The following is a 16,369-nucleotide window of genomic DNA, read 5'->3' as shown; positions in this document are numbered from 1 at the left end:
GACCGGCTTACTTGACGAGTTTCCAGGTGCCACCTTCGATACGGGCCATGACGCGGGCGCGCTGGTCAAAGCCTTGATGATCCTGTGCGTTCAGATTGAACACGCCGTGCGCCGCCGGCAGGTTCTTCACGCCCTCAAGGGCATCGCGCAGGGCCGAGCGGAATTCCCGCGTACCCGGTTGCGCCTTCTTCAGTGCCTGCGGAATGGCCGCGCCGAGCAGCAGGCCGGCATCCCAGGCGTGGCCACCGAAGGCACTGACCGTGCCTTTGCCGTAAGCCGTTTCATAGCGGGTGATGAAATCGAGCGCCACCTTCTTTGACGGCGCGGAATCCGGCAACTGCGCGGCGACGACCAGCGGCCCGACCGGCAGCAAGGCGCCTTCGACGTCCTTGCCGCCAATGCGCAGGAACTCGCTGTTGGCGACGCCGTGCGTCTGATAGACGAACCCCTTGAACCCCTTTTCCTTCAGGGTCTTCTGCGGCAGCACGGCCGGTGTACCGGCAGCGCCAATCAGGACCGCATCCGGCTTGGCAGCGATGATTTTCAGCGCCTGACCGGTGACCGAGGTGTCGTTACGCTGAAAGCGCTCGCTCGCCACGATGCGGATCTTGCGGGCTTCAGCGATCTTGGCGAATTCCTTGAACCAGCCCTCGCCGTAGGCGTCGGCAAAACCGATGAAGGCGACGGTCTGCACCTTGTTGTTGAGCATGTGCTCGACGATGGCCGTTGCCATGTGCGCGTCGTTTTGCGCGGTCTTGAAGACCCAGTGTCGCTTCGCGTCGACGGGCTCGACGATGATCGCGGAACCGGCCAGCGAAATGAGCGGCGTTTCCGATTCGGCGGCGATGTCCGTCATCGCCAGCGAGTTCGGCGCCGTGGTCGAGCCGATCACGACATCGACCTTGTCCTCGGCGACAAGCTTGCGCATGTTCTTCACCGCCGAGGTCGTGTCGGTGGCATCGTCGAGAACGATGTAATTCACTTTTTGTCCGCCTATCGTCTTCGGCAGCAAGGCGATGGTGTTCTTTTCCGGAATGCCGAGCGAGGCTGCCGGGCCGGTCGCCGATACGCTGACGCCGACGTTGATGTCGGCGAAAGCCGACAGGCTGACGAGTGCCAAGGACAAAACGGCAAGACGCGTGCTGGCGAAAGAAGGACTGGACATGGGCGTTCGCTCCGTAAAACGGTCGATCGGACGGCTGCTAAAACGCGCCATGATACCCAAAACCCGCCGCCCTTGCCCGCCCGATACGTGCGCTGCGTCCCGGTAGCGCCGCCCTTCCGTCGGCGTAAATGGCTCTAAAGTCGCTACGAAATGACTTCGTAATGTCTAGCGAGCGAGCTTCCAGCCGGCGTTTTCCACCCGCACCATGACGCGGGCGCGCTGATCGAAGCCAAGGTGATCCTGTGCGCTCATGTTGATAACGCCATGCGAGACGGTCAGATTTTTGACGCCTTCCAGCGCGTCCCGCAGCGCCTTGCGAAACTCGCGCGTTCCGGGTGCCGCTTTTTTCAGTGCCTGCGGTGCCGTCGCGGCAAGGAGCAGGCCGGCATCCCAGGCGTGCGCGCCAAAAGTCGAGACACTGCCTTTTCCGTATGCCGCTTCGTAGCGCCCGACGTAGTCGAGGGCGATTTTCTTGTTCGGCGCGCTATCCGGGAGCTGTGCGGCAACCAGCACCGGCCCGGCGGGGAGAAGCGCGGCTTCGCAGTCCTTGCCGCAAACGCGCAAAAAATCGCTGTTGGCAACACCCGAACTCTGATAAATCAATCCTTTAAAGCCACGCTCGCGCAAGGTTTTCTGCGGCAGTGCCGCAGGCGTGCCGGCGGCGCCGATGAGGATGGCGTCCGGCTTGGCGGCGAGCAGTTTCAGCACTTGCCCGGTCACGCTGGTGTCGTTGCGCTGATAGCGCTCGTTGCCGATGATGCGGATCTTCCGGGCCTCGGCGATCCTGGCGAACTCGTTCCACCAGCCTTCGCCGTAAGCATCGGCGAAGCCCATGAAGGCAACGCTGCGCACGTTGGCGTTCGTCATGTTTTCGATGATCGCCAGGACCATCTGTGCGTCATTCTGGGCGACCTTGAAAACCCAGGCGCGTTTTTCGTCCATCGGTTCGACGATCCGCGCCGCAGCGGCCATCGAGATCATCGGTGTTTCGCTCTCGGCGGCAACGTCGATCATGGCCAGCGAATTGGGCGTCGTCGTCGAGCCGATCAGCAGATCGACCTTGTTCTCGGCGATGAGCTTGCGCGCGTTCTTGACGGCCGTCGTCGTGTCCGAGGCGTCATCGAGAACGATGTAATTGACCTTCTGCCCGGCAATCGTTGGCGGCAGCAGGGCAATGGTGTTTTTCTCCGGAATCCCGAGCGATGCGGCCGGCCCGGTGGCAGACACCGTGACGCCGACGTTGATGTCGGCAGTCGCCAGCGAGGCACAAAGACACGCGGCAATGCCGGCAACGATGAAACGACCCTTCATGATGCTCTCCCGATGTTCGGCACACGACGCTTGAGCGACGGTTGCGCTGCTTTGTCAGCAATCCGCGTGGCTCGGCGTGCGCGCTTTCGTTGTTTTATAAGGGTTTGAATTCTAAAAACAGTAAACACAATATGCGTAACAAGTCTGTGGATAAGTTCATAAAAAACCCTAAAAGCAGTCAGTTATCGCTAAAAAAGTGGACTGCAAAAAGTCTGTATCCCGCTGTGGGCAGTTTTGGATAAGTTATCCACAGGAGGGGGCTTCACGGCTTGTCCAGTTCACATCCACAGTGTTCACGCGGGTTTATCCACAGGCTGATTCGCCCTCTTTTATGCGGCCAAACCGTGGCGAACGGTATCCCAAGCAAATTTGACGATCAACGCGCTGACGACAAAAAGAAAGATCGTGCGTACGAAAGCGCTGCCGTTTTTCAGCGCCAGACGTGTGCCGACGAAGGAGCCGCCGACGTTGGCGACCGCCATCAGGCTGCCGACGAGCAGCAGGTAGTAGCCATGCGGTACGAAGTAGGCTGTTGCAGCGAGGTTGGTTGCGACGTTGACGATCTTTGCCGCAGCGGACGCGTGCAGAAAGTCAAAGCCGAAAACGCGGACGAAGAGAAATATCAGGAAGCTGCCCGTTCCCGGTCCGAAAAATCCGTCGTAAAAGCCGATGCTGCCGCCAAGGAGCAGCGCCAGCAGTATCTCGCGCTGGCCGCTATGGCGTGGCTGGTGTGTCGCGCCAAATTCCTTGCGCCGAAAAGTGTAGATCGCGGCTCCGATGAGGAGCAACAGGATCAGCGGGCGCAGCAGTTCGCGCGGCAGATACGTCACCGCCATGGCGCCAAGGTAGGAGCAGACGAGCGCCGCGCTGGCCGCCGGCAGTGTCGTCCGCCAGGGCATCTTTACGTGGCGGGCGTAGCGCCAGGCCGCATTGGCGGTGCCGACGATGCTGGCGATCTTGTTCGTGCCAAAGAGAGTCGCCGGCAACTCACGCGGCAGCGCCGAGAAGAGCGCCGGAATCTGAAGCAAACCGCCACCGCCGACGACGGAATCGATAAAACCAGCGCAAAAGGCCGTCGCGCCGAGTGCGGCAAGGACAAGCGGATCGAGATCCATGCGGCGGCGGTCAGGTCACTGAAAACAGTGTGTTCAGTGAGAGATCTTCCCTCGACCAGACGCGATCGGGCGTAAAGGCGGCGACCCAGGCGGGCAACTCCGCCGCTGGCATGGGTCGGGCGATGCCGTAGCCTTGCGCTTGATCGCAGCCAAGATGCAGCAGCGCAAGGCCATGTTCCGAACTCTCGACGCCCTCGGCGACGACCTGGCGGTGGAAGGCGCGGGTCAGCGCAATCACCGCTTCGACAATGGCGAAATCCTCTTCGTCGCAGAGCATGTCGCGCACGAAGGAACGGTCGATCTTGAGGGTATCGACCGGCAGGCGGCGGAAATAGGTCAGCGACGAATAGCCGGTGCCGAAGTCGTCGAGCGCGATACGTACGCCGAGCGCGTGACAGCCTTCGATGACGCGCGTTGCCTGACCGACGTCGCCCAGGGCCGCTGTTTCGAGAACCTCCAGTTCCAGCGCCGACGGGTCGAGCTCGGGATGGCGGGCAAACGACGCCTTCAGGCGATCGACGAAGCCGGAATCGGCGATTTCGCGTGCGGCGACGTTGATGCTCACCGATATATCTAAACCCGTCTGCCGCCAGTGCGCCAGCTGGTCGATGGCCGTTTCCATGACCCACTCGCCAAGCGTGATGGCGAAGTCGCTGTTTTCGATGTCGGGCAGGAATTCGCTGGGAGCGAGCAAACCCTTTTCGGGGTGCTGCCAGCGAATCAGTGCTTCCGCCCCATAAACAAGGCCGCGACGCATGTCGACCTTGGGCTGGTAATAGAGGACGAACTCGTTGCGCTGCAAGGCGTCGTGAATACGTGACACGCTGTCGTGCTGGGCGCGGGCGCGGCGATCCTGCTCCGAGTCGTAGATGTGATAGCAGTTGCGCCCCGCCTGTTTGGCGAGGTACATCGCCTGGTCGGCGTGGCGCAGCAAGGTGTCGGGATCGGCGTCGTCCTGTGGAAAGAGGCTGGCGCCGATGCTGGCGGTGACGCAAAACTGCGCTTCCTCCTGGTGGAAGGGCAAGGCGACGATGTCGAGGATGCGGTCTAGGCTCTTCTTGCACTCTTCAATCGAACCCAGCTCGGAGAGCAGGAGGACGAATTCGTCGCCGCCCAGCCGTGCGACCGTATCGTCGCCGCGCAATGCGTTGCGCAGGCGGCGGGCGACTTCGACCAGCAGGCGGTCGCCGGCGTCGTGGCCGAAGTGATCGTTGATCGGCTTGAAGCCGTCGAGGTCGAGGTAAGCCAGCCCGAGCATGCGGCCGCAGCGCTTCGCGTGCGCCAGCGACTGGCGCAGGCGGTCGGCGAGGAGAACGCGGTTGGGCAACTGCGTCAGCGCGTCGTAGTGCGCCATGCGTTCGAGTTCACGCTGATGCTGCTTGATTAGCGTGATGTCGGAGAAGATCGCCACGTAGTGGCTGATCTCGCCTTCCGGTGTGCGGATCGACGACACCGTGACGCGTTCGGCGTAGCGGCTGCCGTCCTTGCGCCGGCTCCAGACCTCGCCTCGCCAGTGGCCTTCTTTCTTGAGTGTCCGGTAGAGCGACTCAAGCACGTTCTCGGCAAGGTCGCCGGCTTGCAAGGCGATGGCGTTGCGCCCCAGCACATCCTCGCGCGAATAGCCGGATAGCTCGCAAAAGTTGCGATTGACGTCGACGATGGTGGCATCGGCGTTGCAGATGACAATGCCTTCGTGCGCGTGCTCGAAGACCCCTGCCGCCAGACGGCTCGCTGCTTCGGCCTGACGGCGCGCGGTGATGTCCTGCGAGTAGCCGTTGTGCACGCACGTACCGTCGGCAAGGCAGGTTGGTTCGGAGTGCAGATAGAGCCAGCGTTCGCCGCCATCGGGTGCGGCCACGCGCAATTCATGGTCGAGCGCCTCCTGATGCAGCCAGGCGCGTCGCACGGCGGCGATGAATGCGCCCTGCTCTTCCACCGCGATGCGCGCCAGCATCCGCCGCGGATGAGCCATGGCTTCGCTGCTGCCGACGCCGCACTGCTCGAGCAGCGATTGACTGGCGAACAGGAGATGGAAGCGCCCGTCGTCGTCGAAGCGGTAGCGGAAAACGGCCAAGGGCAAGGCATCGGTGACATCGCGCACGAGATCGCGCGCGGCCTCGGCCTCCGCTTCCGCGCGGCGGCGCTCGGAGAGGTCGTAGATCATCGTCAGCGAGCACACTTCGGCGTCGATGACGACCAGCGTTGCCGAGACGAGAACCTGGCACGGATTGCCGAGACGGTCGAAGAAGACGGCTTCGTAGCTGTCGAGCCGGCTGTTCTCGTGCAGGCGGGCAATCCAGGCATTGCGCGAGCGTTCGCTGCCCCAGATGCCGAGCGTCAGGGCATTGGACTGCAGCAACTCCGAACGCGACCAGCCGAAAAGATGTGAATAGGCTTCGTTGACTTCGAGGTAGCGGCCGTCCTCCAGTCGCGACAAGGAAGCGGCAATGGGCGACATCTGGAAAACCTGCCGGAAGCGCTGCTCGCTCTCGCGCAAGGCGGTTTCAGTGCGGACGCGCTCGCTGATGTCGCGCGTCACGCCGATGATGGCCGGGCGGCCGTTCCAGCGCCCGCGTGCCGTGCGGGTTTCGGCGTCGAGCCAGGTGCCGTCAGCGCGCAACAAAGGTAGCGTGTAGACGCTGATCTGGCCGGTCAGCACGTCGTTGATTGCTCGCTCCACCTCATCCTTGAGCGGCATCGGATAAGCCGCCGTCAGCGGCCGCCCGATCAGTCCGGCGGGCCGCAATCCGAGTAGCTCGGTGACGGCGGCGTTGTGATGCATGATCGTGCCGTCGTAACCGACGACGAAAACGAGGTCGGCGAGGGCGGCAAAGACGCCGGCCAGGTTTTGCTGTTGCTGATCGGCGTGAATCAGCGATTGGCGACGCTCGGCGGCATCGCTGAGCATTGAGCAGAGGGTATCGGCGAGGTGCGGCATCTTGCCGGGCAGGCATTGCCCGCCCGAGCAATCGAGCAGCAGGGCAGCGACCGGCACGCCCTCGACGCAGACCGGCAAGACCAGCTGGCGCTTGTCGCCGGGAGTGTAGGTGCTTGTGCCGTGTGTTTCGGCAAAGCGCAACCACGCCGGTGGCCCATCGTTGCGGCCGGCGCACATGCAGGAAGGGCGGATGCCCCGTATCTGCTGCGCCAGACGCGAGCTTTTCGGTAGGATGTTGTTGGCCTCGCGCAGAGCGGCGTTCGTCTTCTCGCGTCCGCCGGTACTGGCGACGCGCCGGATGCTGCCATCGGCGCGCAGTCGCCAGGCTTCACCTCCGGTGAAGCACGGCAAGACGACAGCGGCGTCGAGCATGCGTTGCAGGAGTCCGTCGAGGCGTGGCTTTTTGGCGACAGCGCGGGCGAGGATGTCGCGCATACCGAGCAGGAGTTGATCGGTATGGCGCTCGGTGACGTCGCGGGCGATGCCGAGGACGCCGAGGAGGCGGCCATCGGGGTGGTAGACGGGAGATTTCTGCGTGTTCAGTGCGCGCGGACCTTTGTCCGCGAATTCCTGCCATTCCTCGAACAGCAGGGGCTGGCCGGTGGCGATGACGTGCTGATCGCTGTCGCGGAAGTGGGCGGCCATGTCGGCGGGGACCAGTGCTTCATCGCGCTGGCCGATGACTTCGCCGGCAGAGCTCCCGACAAAACGCTCGAACGCGGCGTTGCAGGCGAGATACCGACCCGTCGCGTCTTTCAGCCAGATGAGGTCGGGGATTGTCTGGCTCAAGGCGGCCAGCATGCTGCGTTCATGCCCGGAGTCTGGCGTGGCTGACTCCGGAATGACCTGCTCCCTGGCGAGTTCCGGATCGCCGGTTGGCACGTTTAGCGACGCAGAGCGTGGTGTTGGCATGAACGGCGTAAGTGAGGTTGCCCGGACAGCATTATGCGTGATTAGTGCGCGGATACCACCTAAGCGGTATCGCTGAGTGAGTGGGCGTTATTTGCGCAGCCGTTGGCGTGAGCGCGGTCATGCCACTTGAAGGTTCAGGCTTGCACTACTGTGGTGCGCGGGCACATGAATGGTGCATAAAGTCGTTGACTGCCGTGCGACATTGGCTCGTCGGGGGATCGTTCTGGGCCGAGGTATCGCGTAAATCGCTCTTTTCTATGTGGAACGGTTTTTGCAGTGGCTGGAGCGGCGTCTTTCGCAATCTTGCAGTGAAACCGTGTTCTGGAATGTCCATGCTGAAAAGTAAGTCGATGAATCTCTCCGCCGCTGAGCTTTCCTGGCTGCCATGGTTTGGCCCAACCGGAAAGCTGGCGATGCGCTGGAGTTGCGCGCTGAATCGTTCGCGTGAAGCGGCGATGGAGCATGCTTTTGAAGGCTTCGCGGCGACCCGCATGCGCTTGCTGCAAAGCTGGGCCGAGCGTTACTGGCAGTTGCTCGACGTGCTGGCGGCAGATGTCGAATCCTCCTTTCCGGCGGTGGCCAACGACATGCTGGCGGCGCGACGCTCGTTGCTGCCCGACGCTTCCGAGCTTTTCGTTATCGATGAACAGGGGCGGACCGTCGCCTCAAGCATCCCGGCGCGTGTCGGCAGTCAGGATCGAGATCCCCGCGCGTTGGCTATCGGCGTGCGCGAACGCTTTCTGCATGGGCCGTATATCGATCCGGTGACGGCGTCGCTACCGCCGTCGACCTCGCGCTTTCACGATGAAGTGACGCTGATGTTCTACCGGCCCCTCAGTCTCGGCGGCGGAGCGACTGGTGCGGTCTGCGCACGCGTTCCCAACGACGTCATGGGCGACCTCATCCAGCGCGAAGCCGGCCATATCTTTCATGAGTCGGGTGACAACTACCTGTTCATGGTGAAGTCGAGCTTCGATCCGTCGATCCGGCCGGGAACGGCTTTGTCGCGCTCGCGCTTCGAGGATGCGGCGTTCACCCACGGCGACAATCTCAAGCAAGGCGTGCGCACGGCGTTTGGCGTGGTGCGGGTGGCGCAGCACACGGAATTCGAACTTGTCTTTACCGACCCGGCGACGAAGGAGCTGCACCCCGGCGTGCGCGAGACGATCCGCAAAGGCGAGAACCTGTTCGTCACCTATCCGGGTTATCCCGATTACCGGCATATCCCGGTGATCGGCAAGGGCGTCACCTTCCGTATGCCCGGCTCGCCCGATACCTGGGGAATGATGTGCGAGGCCGATCTGGAGGAAGTTTATCGGCTGCGCAGCATCGGCTTTCGCCTGACACGGCTGTACGCGGGCGTCGTCGGTGTGGCGGGCGCGATCAGCGTGGGCGTTGCTTACGCCACTCCGCTCTCCGCGTTGTACGTGACGCTATTGCAACTCGCGCTGCTCGCCGTCGGTGGCGTCGTCCTGCATCGCTGGGGGGTGGCGCCGCTCGTGCAGCGTCTGCGCAGTACCTCCGGGGTGTTGCGTACGGTGGCCGAAGGCGGTGGCGATCTATCGATGCGTCTGCCGCGTAGTTCCGGTGCCGGCGACGAGGTGACGGTGTTGTCGCAATGGCTCAATAGCCTGATCGATAACCTGGAGCAGATCATCCGTGAGGTGATGACGACGAGTCGCGGCATCAGCGTTGATAACGCCGGCTTGCAGGAGAAGTGCCGCCACACCAGTCAGGCCTCCGCGCAGATGCACGACGCACTGGCGGAGACGCTGGTATCGATCCGCGCGCAGATCGAGGCCATCGACGCGGCCGGTGGCGATGCCGACGCCTTGCGTCAGGCAGTTAAGGCTGCGGCAGAAGATGCCCGTCGCCAGTTCGCCGATGTGCAGGCACGCAGCGATACGATCCGCGAGTCGGTCGGCGTCGCCGCGCACACGATCCGCGAACTCAACACGCGCGCCGCCGATATCGGTCGCATCGTCACGGTGATCGAGGAAATCGCTTCGCAAACCAATCTGCTGGCGCTCAACGCCGCCATCGAGGCGGCACGGGCTGGCGAGGCGGGGCGTGGTTTCGCGGTGGTCGCCGACGAGGTGCGCAAGCTCGCCGACCGTACGGCGCGCTCAACCAGTGAGATCGGTGCCGTCATCAGCGCCTTGCAGACGCACGCCGAGACAGCGGTCAGTTCGGTCGAGAGCAGCATGGGCGGCCTTGAAGAAGGCTTGCGTCTGGCGGCAACGGCCACCTCCGAGCGCGCCGAGATCGAGACGATTCAGTCACGCCTGTTCAGCCGGATCGACGCCTTGGCCAGCGCCGCGCAGAGCGAAGGCGTACGCGTCGAGGCCATGGGTCAATCGGCGGAACTGGTCGAACAGGCGATTGCCGACGCCAATCGTGGCGCCGAGGTGACCGGCGTCTCGGTCGGCATGTTGCAGGGGCTCATGCAACGCTTCAAGGTCAGCCAGTAGGCGGCCTTATTCTTACCAGCCCGGCCGACCCCAATGCGGCCGCGGGCTGTAGCCCCAGTCGTAGAAATAGTGTCGCGGCGGCCCGTAGTATCCGGGGAAATCCCAGCTGCTGCCGTAATAGACCCGCGGTGCTGGCGAGACGTAGGTGACTGTGGTGCTGCCGTAGCGTGGCGGGACGACGGTGCAGGCGCCGAGCAGCGTGCTGGCGGCGAGCATTGCCGCTACCAGCCATGGGCGGCTGAGGCGGGAAGCGTGTGACTGGAACATGGCAACTCCTCCATCAATCGGCGTGCCGGGCGTTGCTCGGCCGGCGACGCGCCTGCCCGATTAACGCGGCTGCCGACACGTCGCCAGACAGCGAGCGCGCAACATCGAGTATCGAGTTGTGAGGAGATGTTGGTGCGCCTGCCCGCATTCCGTCATGCGGAGTCGGCACAACAGGCGAAGGCACTTCCCCAGTTTTTTAACCTCTGGCGTCTGTCGGAAATCCATACAAGACGAAATGCTGTTTGCTGGGCGAGCGGGTTAGTTTTCGCCTGTCGCCGGACAGCTTAATTTTACCTTGATCTTCGCCAGCCGTGCGGCTACTTGCCGATGCAGAAACGCCCGAATATCTCGCCCAGCAGGTCGTCGGCGCTGACTTCGCCGGTGATGCTGCCCAGTCGCTGCTGAGCGAGGCGCAGTTCTTCGGCGAAGAGCTCAAGGCGCGGCAGTTGGGCGTGTGCGAGGTCGATGTGGGAGGCAGCGTCGTGTAGCGCGCGCAGGTGACGCTCGCGGGCGATGAAGATATCTTCGCTGGCGTTCCAGCCAATGATGGCGAGGATTTCCCGGCGCAGGGCGTCGATGCCCTCCCCGGTTTTCGCCGAGAGGAAAAGACGCGCGCCGGCGTGGAATGGCAGATCGGCGCGTCTGGAATCTCCACCATCTTGGGCGGTCGTGCCGGGAGGCTCGGTGGCGTCGCGGCGGCCAGCCGGCAGGCCGGCGAGGTCGATTTTGTTGATGATCAGCAGACGCGGCAATTCAGGCGGCAGGCGGTCGAGTATCGCCTGCTCGGCGGCACCGAGACCGTGTTGCGCGTCGGCCAGCAGGAGCGCCAGATCGGCGCGCTCGATTTCACGCCAGCTGCGTTCGATGCCGATCTGCTCGACTTCGTCGTCGGTCTCGCGCAGGCCGGCGGTGTCGATGATGTTGATCGGCACGCCGTCGAGTTGCAGGTGGCTGCGCACGGCGTCGCGCGTCGTGCCGGCAATCGGCGTGACGATGGCCAGCTCGTCGCCGGCGAGGCGGTTGAGGAGGCTCGATTTGCCGACGTTTGGCTGACCGACGAGAACGACCGAGGCGCCGCTTTGCAGCAGCTTGCCCTGCTGGGCGCGGGCAAAGACCGCCTCCAGCCGCTGCCGCAGGCGGTCGAGGCGACCGAAGGCGTCGGCGGATTGCAGGAAGTCGATCTCTTCATCAGGGAAGTCGAGCGTCGCTTCGGTCAGCGCGCGCAACTCGGTGAGTTCGCCAATCAGGCGGTGGATTTCGCCAGAAAACTCGCCTTGCAGCGAACGCACGGCGCTGCGTGCGGCGGTCGCCGTCGCGGCGTCGATGAGGTCGGCGACGGCTTCGGCTTGCGCCAGATCGAGCTTGCCGTTTTCAAAGGCGCGGCGGGTGAATTCTCCCGGTTCGGCGAGCCGCGCACCGAGATCGAGGCAACGCGCCAGCAGCAGTTGCAGGATGACCGGTCCACCGTGCCCCTGCCATTCGACGACGTCTTCGCCGGTGTAGGAATTCGGCCCAGGGAAGTAGAGCGCCAGACCGCTGTCGATGGCATGGCCGGCGGCGTCGAGAAAGTCGACGCGGGTAGCCTGTCGCGGTAACAGCGTGCGGCCGGCGATGGCGGCGATGAGATCGGCCAGTGCGCGCCCCGAGACGCGCACGACACCGACGCCGCCACGTCCGGGAGCGGTGGCGATGGCGGCGATGGTGTCAGTCGGCAGATTCACCGGCGCCTCCGGCGGCAAGACGGCGCGTGACGGGCACGCGCCGTGGGTTATCAGGCTTTGGCGTCGTTGGCCGCTTTACCGCCGGCCTCGATGTCGCGCGTGATCTTCCACTGCTGCGCGATCGACAAAACGTTATTCACCACCCAGTAGAGCACCAGCCCCGACGGGAAGAAGAAGAACATGCCACCGAAGATGAACGGCATGACCATCATCACCTTCGCCTGCATCGGATCGGGCGGCGTCGGGTTGAGCTTGGTCTGGATCAGCATGGTGACGACCATGATCACCGGCAGCACGTAGAACGGATCGACCGACGACAGATCGTTGATCCAGAGGATCCACGGCGCGTCGCGCATTTCCACGGCGCCCAGCAGCGCCCAGTAGAGAGCGATGAAGACGGGAATCTGCACCAGCACCGGCAGGCAGCCGCCGAGCGGGTTGATCTTCTCGCGCTTGTACAGCTCCATCATTTCGCGGTTGAGGCGCTGCTTGTCGTCGCCGCAGCGTTCCTTGATCGCTTGCAGGCGCGGGCCGACGGCACGCATCTTCGCCATCGACTTGTAGCTGGCCGCCGACAGCGGGTAGAACAGCGCCTTGATGCCGATGGTCAGGAGCACGATCGCCCAGCCCCAGTTGCCCAGCAGACCGTGGATCGCTTGCAGACACCAGAAAATCGGCGCGGCGAGGATCGTCAGCCAGCCATAGTCGACGACCAGCGGCAGGCCCTCGGCGCCGACACCACCCGCGTCGACGGGCTGGGCGAGTTGTTCGAGCGTCTTCTGGATCTGCGGGCCGGCGTACAGCGGCGTGACGATCTGCGTGCGAGCACCCGGCGCGGCGGCGGCCACCGGCAGGATGACGCCCGCCGTGTAGGTGGAGTCGGCGCCGTTTTCGGCCTTGCGCATGAAGTACTCACGCGCCACGCCGGTCGTCGGTGCCCAGGCGGCAACGAAGTAGTGTTGCACCATTGCCAGCCAGCCGTTGTCGGCATTGGCGACGAACTTGGCTTTGCCCTTGTCGAGATCGCTGAAGCTGACTTTCTGGAACTTGTCCTGCGTCGTGTAGACGGCCGGGCCGGTGAAGGTCGACACCATCGAGCTTTCGCCTTCCGGCAGCTTGCCGTCGCGTTGCAGCTGATAGTAGGCGTGCGGCGCGAGTGTTTTGCCGCTGCCGTTGTCGATTTCAAAAGCAACGTCGATCAGGTAGCTGTCGCGATGGAAGGTGAAGACGCGCGTCACTTTGACGCCGTCGACATCCGGCGCGTCGAGACGCAGTTGCAGGGTCGATTCGCCCGCGGCCAGCTCGCGGCTGCCGGGGACGGCGGTGTAGAGCGTCTTGTGCGTCGGCAGTCCGTCGCCGATCAGGCCGCTCTGCGCGAGGTAGTGGTGCTTGGCGCCAAACAGCGAGAAGGTCTGCGTCTTGTCTTCCACCGCTTTGTAGCGGTTGAGATCGAGGCGGGTGATGTCACCGCCGCGCGTCGAGATCTCAGCCGTGTAGAGGTCGGTCTTGATGCTGATCGTCTCAGCCGGACGAGCATCGGCGCCTTCTGCCACGGCGGGCGCTTTCGCGGTGTCGGCCACCACGTGTTGCAGGCTCGCCGTCGGTTGCGGCGCGGCGCTGGCAGCGGAATCGCTTGCCGCCGCAGTCGTAGCCGCCGGCTGCGGGTGCTGATACTTGCCCCACGCATCCCACAGCATGACCAGCGAGAAGAAGAAAACAAAGAGCAGGATCAGTCGACGGTTGTCCATGAACGGCCCATGCAAAAGTGGTCGGAGAGTGGGAGTTGAAGCGTCGGAGCGCTCAGTGGGGAGAGACGCGGCATTGATGCAGGCATCGCGACGCTCACGGAACCGGGTCGTAGCCGCCAGGACTCCAGGGGTGGCAGCGGGCCAGTCGGCGCATGCCGAGGTAACCGCCCTTGAGTGCCCCGTGTCGTTGAACGGCTTCGACCGTGTATTCCGAGCAACTCGGGAAAAAACGGCAACGCTGCCCGAGAAGCGGGCTGATCGCGTACTGGTAGATGCGGATCAAGGCCACGAGCAGCGTTTTCATCGTGCGGGAGAGGCAAACTTGCGCAACAAACCGTCGATCTCCTGAGCCAGCGCCTGCCGGTCAAGCGGCAGCGGCTTGCTGGCCAGGCGCAGGACAAAATCACGCGCCGGCAATTGCGTACGCAGGTGACGGAATTTTTCGCGTGCCAGCCGGCGTAGCAGGTTGCGGTCGACGGAGCGGCGCAAAAAGCGCTTGCCAACAACGAGCCCCAAGCGCGCGCCACCGGCTTCTTCTTCCCCATGCGGGCGGTAGTGAAGCAGGAAGTTGCGGCTTTTCACGGCCCTCCGAAAACCAAAAACGGATGAAAATTCATCCGTTTTGGTGAGTCGGTAGCGCTTGGGAAAAGCAGCTGGCGCGACAGTGTTTGCTGCAGTCACGGCGCGAAACGCGGCCGATCCAGCGACGGCTGAATCTGCCTTAGACGGCCAGACGGTGACGACCCTTGGCGCGGCGGGCGCGGATGACGGCGCGGCCACCACGGGTGCGCATGCGAACGAGGAAACCGTGCGTACGCTTGCGACGGATAACGGAAGGCTGATAGGTGCGTTTCATGATGGAACCCTTGCGGTCGGAAACAAACGCGCAATTAGACCCGCGCGACCCGCCTGCTGTCAAGCGATTGACGAGAATTTCCGCGAAAATTCCGATAGATAAGTCGCGAGCGTGGCGCAGCCGCGAATTCGCGGACGGAATGACGCGGGGTGTCCGGACATGGCCGGCGTCGGTTTGCGGACGGCGAAGCCGCGTTGGTGGGCGACCGAAAGCGTTGCCTTGCGCTGCGCCGTGGCACACAGGTGGTCGAGGCCGGTGGTAGTGCTATTTCTGTCCGCCTGTGGATAACTTTGTTAGAATTGGCCTCTCCCGGCGGCGTCAGCGCGCCGGCAAAAGCGAGTTAAATCAAAGAGAAAAGCTCGCGCCGGCTCCTTTACCTGCCGCTGCCACCAAGTGCACGGCTCACGTCGATTGATACTGAATGAGTAGTTTCTGGAATTTCTGCACGACCCAGTTTGAAAACGAGTTGCCCACGCAACAGTTCAACACATGGATCAAACCGCTGCGCCTTGAGGGTGAGGAAGACCTCGCCGGCGGGCTGCGCTTGGTTGCCCCTAATGGTTTCATCCAGAAGTGGGTGCGCGACCGTTACGGTTTGCGCATCGCCGAAATGGCGGTTGCCTTTTTCGGCAACGCGGTCGCCATCGAAGTCGTCGTCGGCGCCCGGCAGAACGCCCCCTCCCCCGTCAAGACGGCCAGCAATGCTGCCCCTGTCACCTCATCGCCGGCCCCTACCCGCCGCGACGAGGCCTCGGCCGAGCCGCGCAAGGCCGCACCGGCGCGTGTGGAGAGTCCGCGGGCGGCGTCGGCCTACGACAAGTCGCGGCTGATTCCCGGCTTTACCTTCGACAACCTGATCGTCGGTAAAGCCAACGATCTGGCGCGCGCGGCGGCAACGCGTGTGGCGACCGATCCGGGCGGCGCGCAGTACAACCCGCTCTTCATCTACGGTGGTGCTGGCCTCGGTAAGACCCACTTGATTCACGCCATCGGTAACCAGATCAGCGATAACTTCCCTGACAAGGTGGTGCGCTACGTTCACGCCGAGGATTACTACTCCGACGTCGTGCGCGCCTATCAGCAGAAGTCTTTCGATGTCTTCAAGCGCTACTACCGTTCGCTCGACGTGCTGCTGCTCGACGACGTGCAGTTCTTCAACAACAAGAATCGCACGCAGGAAGAATTTTTCTATGTTTTCAACGCGCTGATCGAAGCCAGGAAGCAGATCGTCATCAGTTGCGACACGTACCCAAAAGATATTTCGGGTCTCGAAGATCGCCTGATCACGCGCTTCGACTGGGGGCTGACGGTACAGATCGAGCCGCCGGAAACCGAGATGCGCGTCGCCATCCTGAAAAAGAAGGCGGAAAGCGAAGGCGTTGCGCTCGACGATGAAGTCGCCTTCTTCATCGCCAAGCACCTGCGCTCGAACGTGCGCGAACTCGAAGGCGCACTGAAGAAAGTGCTCGCCTACGCCTCGTTCCACTGCCGCAGCATCGAGCTGGAGCTGGCGAAAGAAGCGCTGAAAGACATGATCGGCGCCTTCAATCGGCAGATCACCGTCGAGAACATCCAGAAGACCGTCGCCGACTATTACAAGATCAAGGTCGCCGACCTGTTTTCGAAAAAGCGCACGCGCGTCATCGCCCGGCCGCGCCAGGTGGCGATGTGGCTGGCGAAGGATCTCACCTCGCAAAGCTACCCGGCGATTGGCGATGCGTTTGGCGGGCGTGACCATACGACCGTCCTGCATGCGGTGCGTACCATCGAAAGCCTGCGTGCCAAGGACAACGAACTCAACCACGACCTGCACGTCTTGCAGCAGGTGCTGAAGGGATAGCAGTGCCGTGTATAACTCATGGCGA

General features: G+C 63.2%; 12 protein-coding genes. 2 read left to right on the top strand and 10 right to left on the bottom strand.

The features are described 5' to 3' along the window. Positions 1 to 7: 7 nt before the first annotated feature. From GHK24_RS11610 to GHK24_RS11595, 4 genes are all read right to left on the bottom strand, one after another. The gene (locus tag GHK24_RS11610; protein WP_153473054.1) at positions 8 to 1,165 is read right to left on the bottom strand and encodes an ABC transporter substrate-binding protein; all 1,158 of its coding nucleotides are present in this window, start codon (positions 1,163 to 1,165) and stop codon (positions 8 to 10) included. Positions 1,166 to 1,330: 165 nt separating this feature from the next. Next, complete coding sequence (locus tag GHK24_RS11605) at positions 1,331 to 2,476, bottom strand: ABC transporter substrate-binding protein (protein WP_153473053.1); 1,146 nt, start codon at positions 2,474 to 2,476, stop codon at positions 1,331 to 1,333. Positions 2,477 to 2,805: 329 nt separating this feature from the next. Further along, positions 2,806 to 3,591, bottom strand: coding sequence for a sulfite exporter TauE/SafE family protein (locus tag GHK24_RS11600; protein WP_153473052.1), 786 nt, complete (start codon positions 3,589 to 3,591; stop codon positions 2,806 to 2,808). A gap of 10 nt (positions 3,592 to 3,601) precedes the next feature. Then, on the bottom strand, positions 3,602 to 7,441 hold the full coding sequence (locus tag GHK24_RS11595; RefSeq protein WP_153473051.1) for a sensor domain-containing protein: 3,840 nt from the start codon (positions 7,439 to 7,441) through the stop codon (positions 3,602 to 3,604). Between the two features lie 332 nt (positions 7,442 to 7,773). Here GHK24_RS11595 and GHK24_RS11590 point away from each other — a divergent pair, with 332 nt between their 5' ends. Beyond that, a complete protein-coding gene (locus tag GHK24_RS11590; protein ID WP_153473050.1) occupies positions 7,774 to 9,912 on the top strand; it encodes a methyl-accepting chemotaxis protein in 2,139 nt (712 codons plus the stop codon). Between the two features lie 12 nt (positions 9,913 to 9,924). Here GHK24_RS11590 and GHK24_RS11585 read toward each other — a convergent pair whose 3' ends face one another. The 6 genes from GHK24_RS11585 to rpmH all read right to left on the bottom strand — a co-directional run bounded on the left by GHK24_RS11585 (position 9,925) and on the right by rpmH (position 14,504). Then, entirely contained in the window at positions 9,925 to 10,179 is a 255-nt protein-coding gene (locus tag GHK24_RS11585; protein ID WP_153473049.1) for a hypothetical protein, read from the bottom strand. 317 nt (positions 10,180 to 10,496) lie between these two features. Beyond that, positions 10,497 to 11,894, bottom strand: coding sequence for a tRNA uridine-5-carboxymethylaminomethyl(34) synthesis GTPase MnmE (gene mnmE / locus GHK24_RS11580; RefSeq protein ID WP_153473092.1), 1,398 nt, complete (start codon positions 11,892 to 11,894; stop codon positions 10,497 to 10,499). 56 nt (positions 11,895 to 11,950) lie between these two features. Then, positions 11,951 to 13,648, bottom strand: coding sequence for a membrane protein insertase YidC (gene yidC / locus GHK24_RS11575; RefSeq protein ID WP_153473048.1), 1,698 nt, complete (start codon positions 13,646 to 13,648; stop codon positions 11,951 to 11,953). 94 nt (positions 13,649 to 13,742) lie between these two features. Continuing rightward, positions 13,743 to 13,952 (bottom strand): membrane protein insertion efficiency factor YidD, encoded by a 210-nt coding sequence (gene yidD / locus GHK24_RS11570; RefSeq protein WP_153473047.1) that lies wholly within the window; start codon positions 13,950 to 13,952, stop codon positions 13,743 to 13,745. Beyond that, a complete protein-coding gene (rnpA, locus tag GHK24_RS11565) occupies positions 13,949 to 14,329 on the bottom strand; it encodes a ribonuclease P protein component (RefSeq protein WP_167681080.1) in 381 nt (126 codons plus the stop codon). Before rnpA ends, yidD begins: the two co-directional genes overlap by 4 nt. 40 nt (positions 14,330 to 14,369) lie before the next feature. After that, the gene (gene rpmH / locus GHK24_RS11560) at positions 14,370 to 14,504 is read right to left on the bottom strand and encodes a 50S ribosomal protein L34 (RefSeq protein WP_153117784.1); all 135 of its coding nucleotides are present in this window, start codon (positions 14,502 to 14,504) and stop codon (positions 14,370 to 14,372) included. Between the two features lie 421 nt (positions 14,505 to 14,925). On the opposite strand from rpmH, the gene dnaA reads away from it, so the two are divergent. Beyond that, entirely contained in the window at positions 14,926 to 16,344 is a 1,419-nt protein-coding gene (gene dnaA / locus GHK24_RS11555; RefSeq protein ID WP_153473046.1) for a chromosomal replication initiator protein DnaA, read from the top strand. Positions 16,345 to 16,369: the final 25 nt, after the last annotated feature.

The sequence above is a fragment of the Rhodocyclus gracilis genome, assembly GCF_009617575.1.
Lineage (GTDB): Bacteria > Pseudomonadota > Gammaproteobacteria > Burkholderiales > Rhodocyclaceae > Rhodocyclus > Rhodocyclus gracilis.
The sequence above is the reverse complement of the archived record's forward strand: the minus strand, read 5'-3'. Positions and strand labels throughout refer to the sequence as shown.

What these genes read in the sequence shown, in the direction of transcription:
- GHK24_RS11595 (WP_153473051.1), bottom strand. Translation starts at nt 7,441, where the DNA reads ATGCCAACACCACGCTCTGCGTCGCTAAACGTGCCAACCGGCGATCCG.
- dnaA (WP_153473046.1), top strand. Translation starts at nt 14,926, where the DNA reads ATGAGTAGTTTCTGGAATTTCTGCACGACCCAGTTTGAAAACGAGTTG.
- yidD (WP_153473047.1), bottom strand. Translation starts at nt 13,952, where the DNA reads ATGAAAACGCTGCTCGTGGCCTTGATCCGCATCTACCAGTACGCGATC.
- GHK24_RS11605 (WP_153473053.1), bottom strand. Translation starts at nt 2,476, where the DNA reads ATGAAGGGTCGTTTCATCGTTGCCGGCATTGCCGCGTGTCTTTGTGCC.
- rpmH (WP_153117784.1), bottom strand. Translation starts at nt 14,504, where the DNA reads ATGAAACGCACCTATCAGCCTTCCGTTATCCGTCGCAAGCGTACGCAC.
- GHK24_RS11590 (WP_153473050.1), top strand. Translation starts at nt 7,774, where the DNA reads ATGCTGAAAAGTAAGTCGATGAATCTCTCCGCCGCTGAGCTTTCCTGG.
- GHK24_RS11600 (WP_153473052.1), bottom strand. Translation starts at nt 3,591, where the DNA reads ATGGATCTCGATCCGCTTGTCCTTGCCGCACTCGGCGCGACGGCCTTT.
- GHK24_RS11610 (WP_153473054.1), bottom strand. Translation starts at nt 1,165, where the DNA reads ATGTCCAGTCCTTCTTTCGCCAGCACGCGTCTTGCCGTTTTGTCCTTG.
- GHK24_RS11585 (WP_153473049.1), bottom strand. Translation starts at nt 10,179, where the DNA reads ATGTTCCAGTCACACGCTTCCCGCCTCAGCCGCCCATGGCTGGTAGCG.
- yidC (WP_153473048.1), bottom strand. Translation starts at nt 13,648, where the DNA reads ATGGACAACCGTCGACTGATCCTGCTCTTTGTTTTCTTCTTCTCGCTG.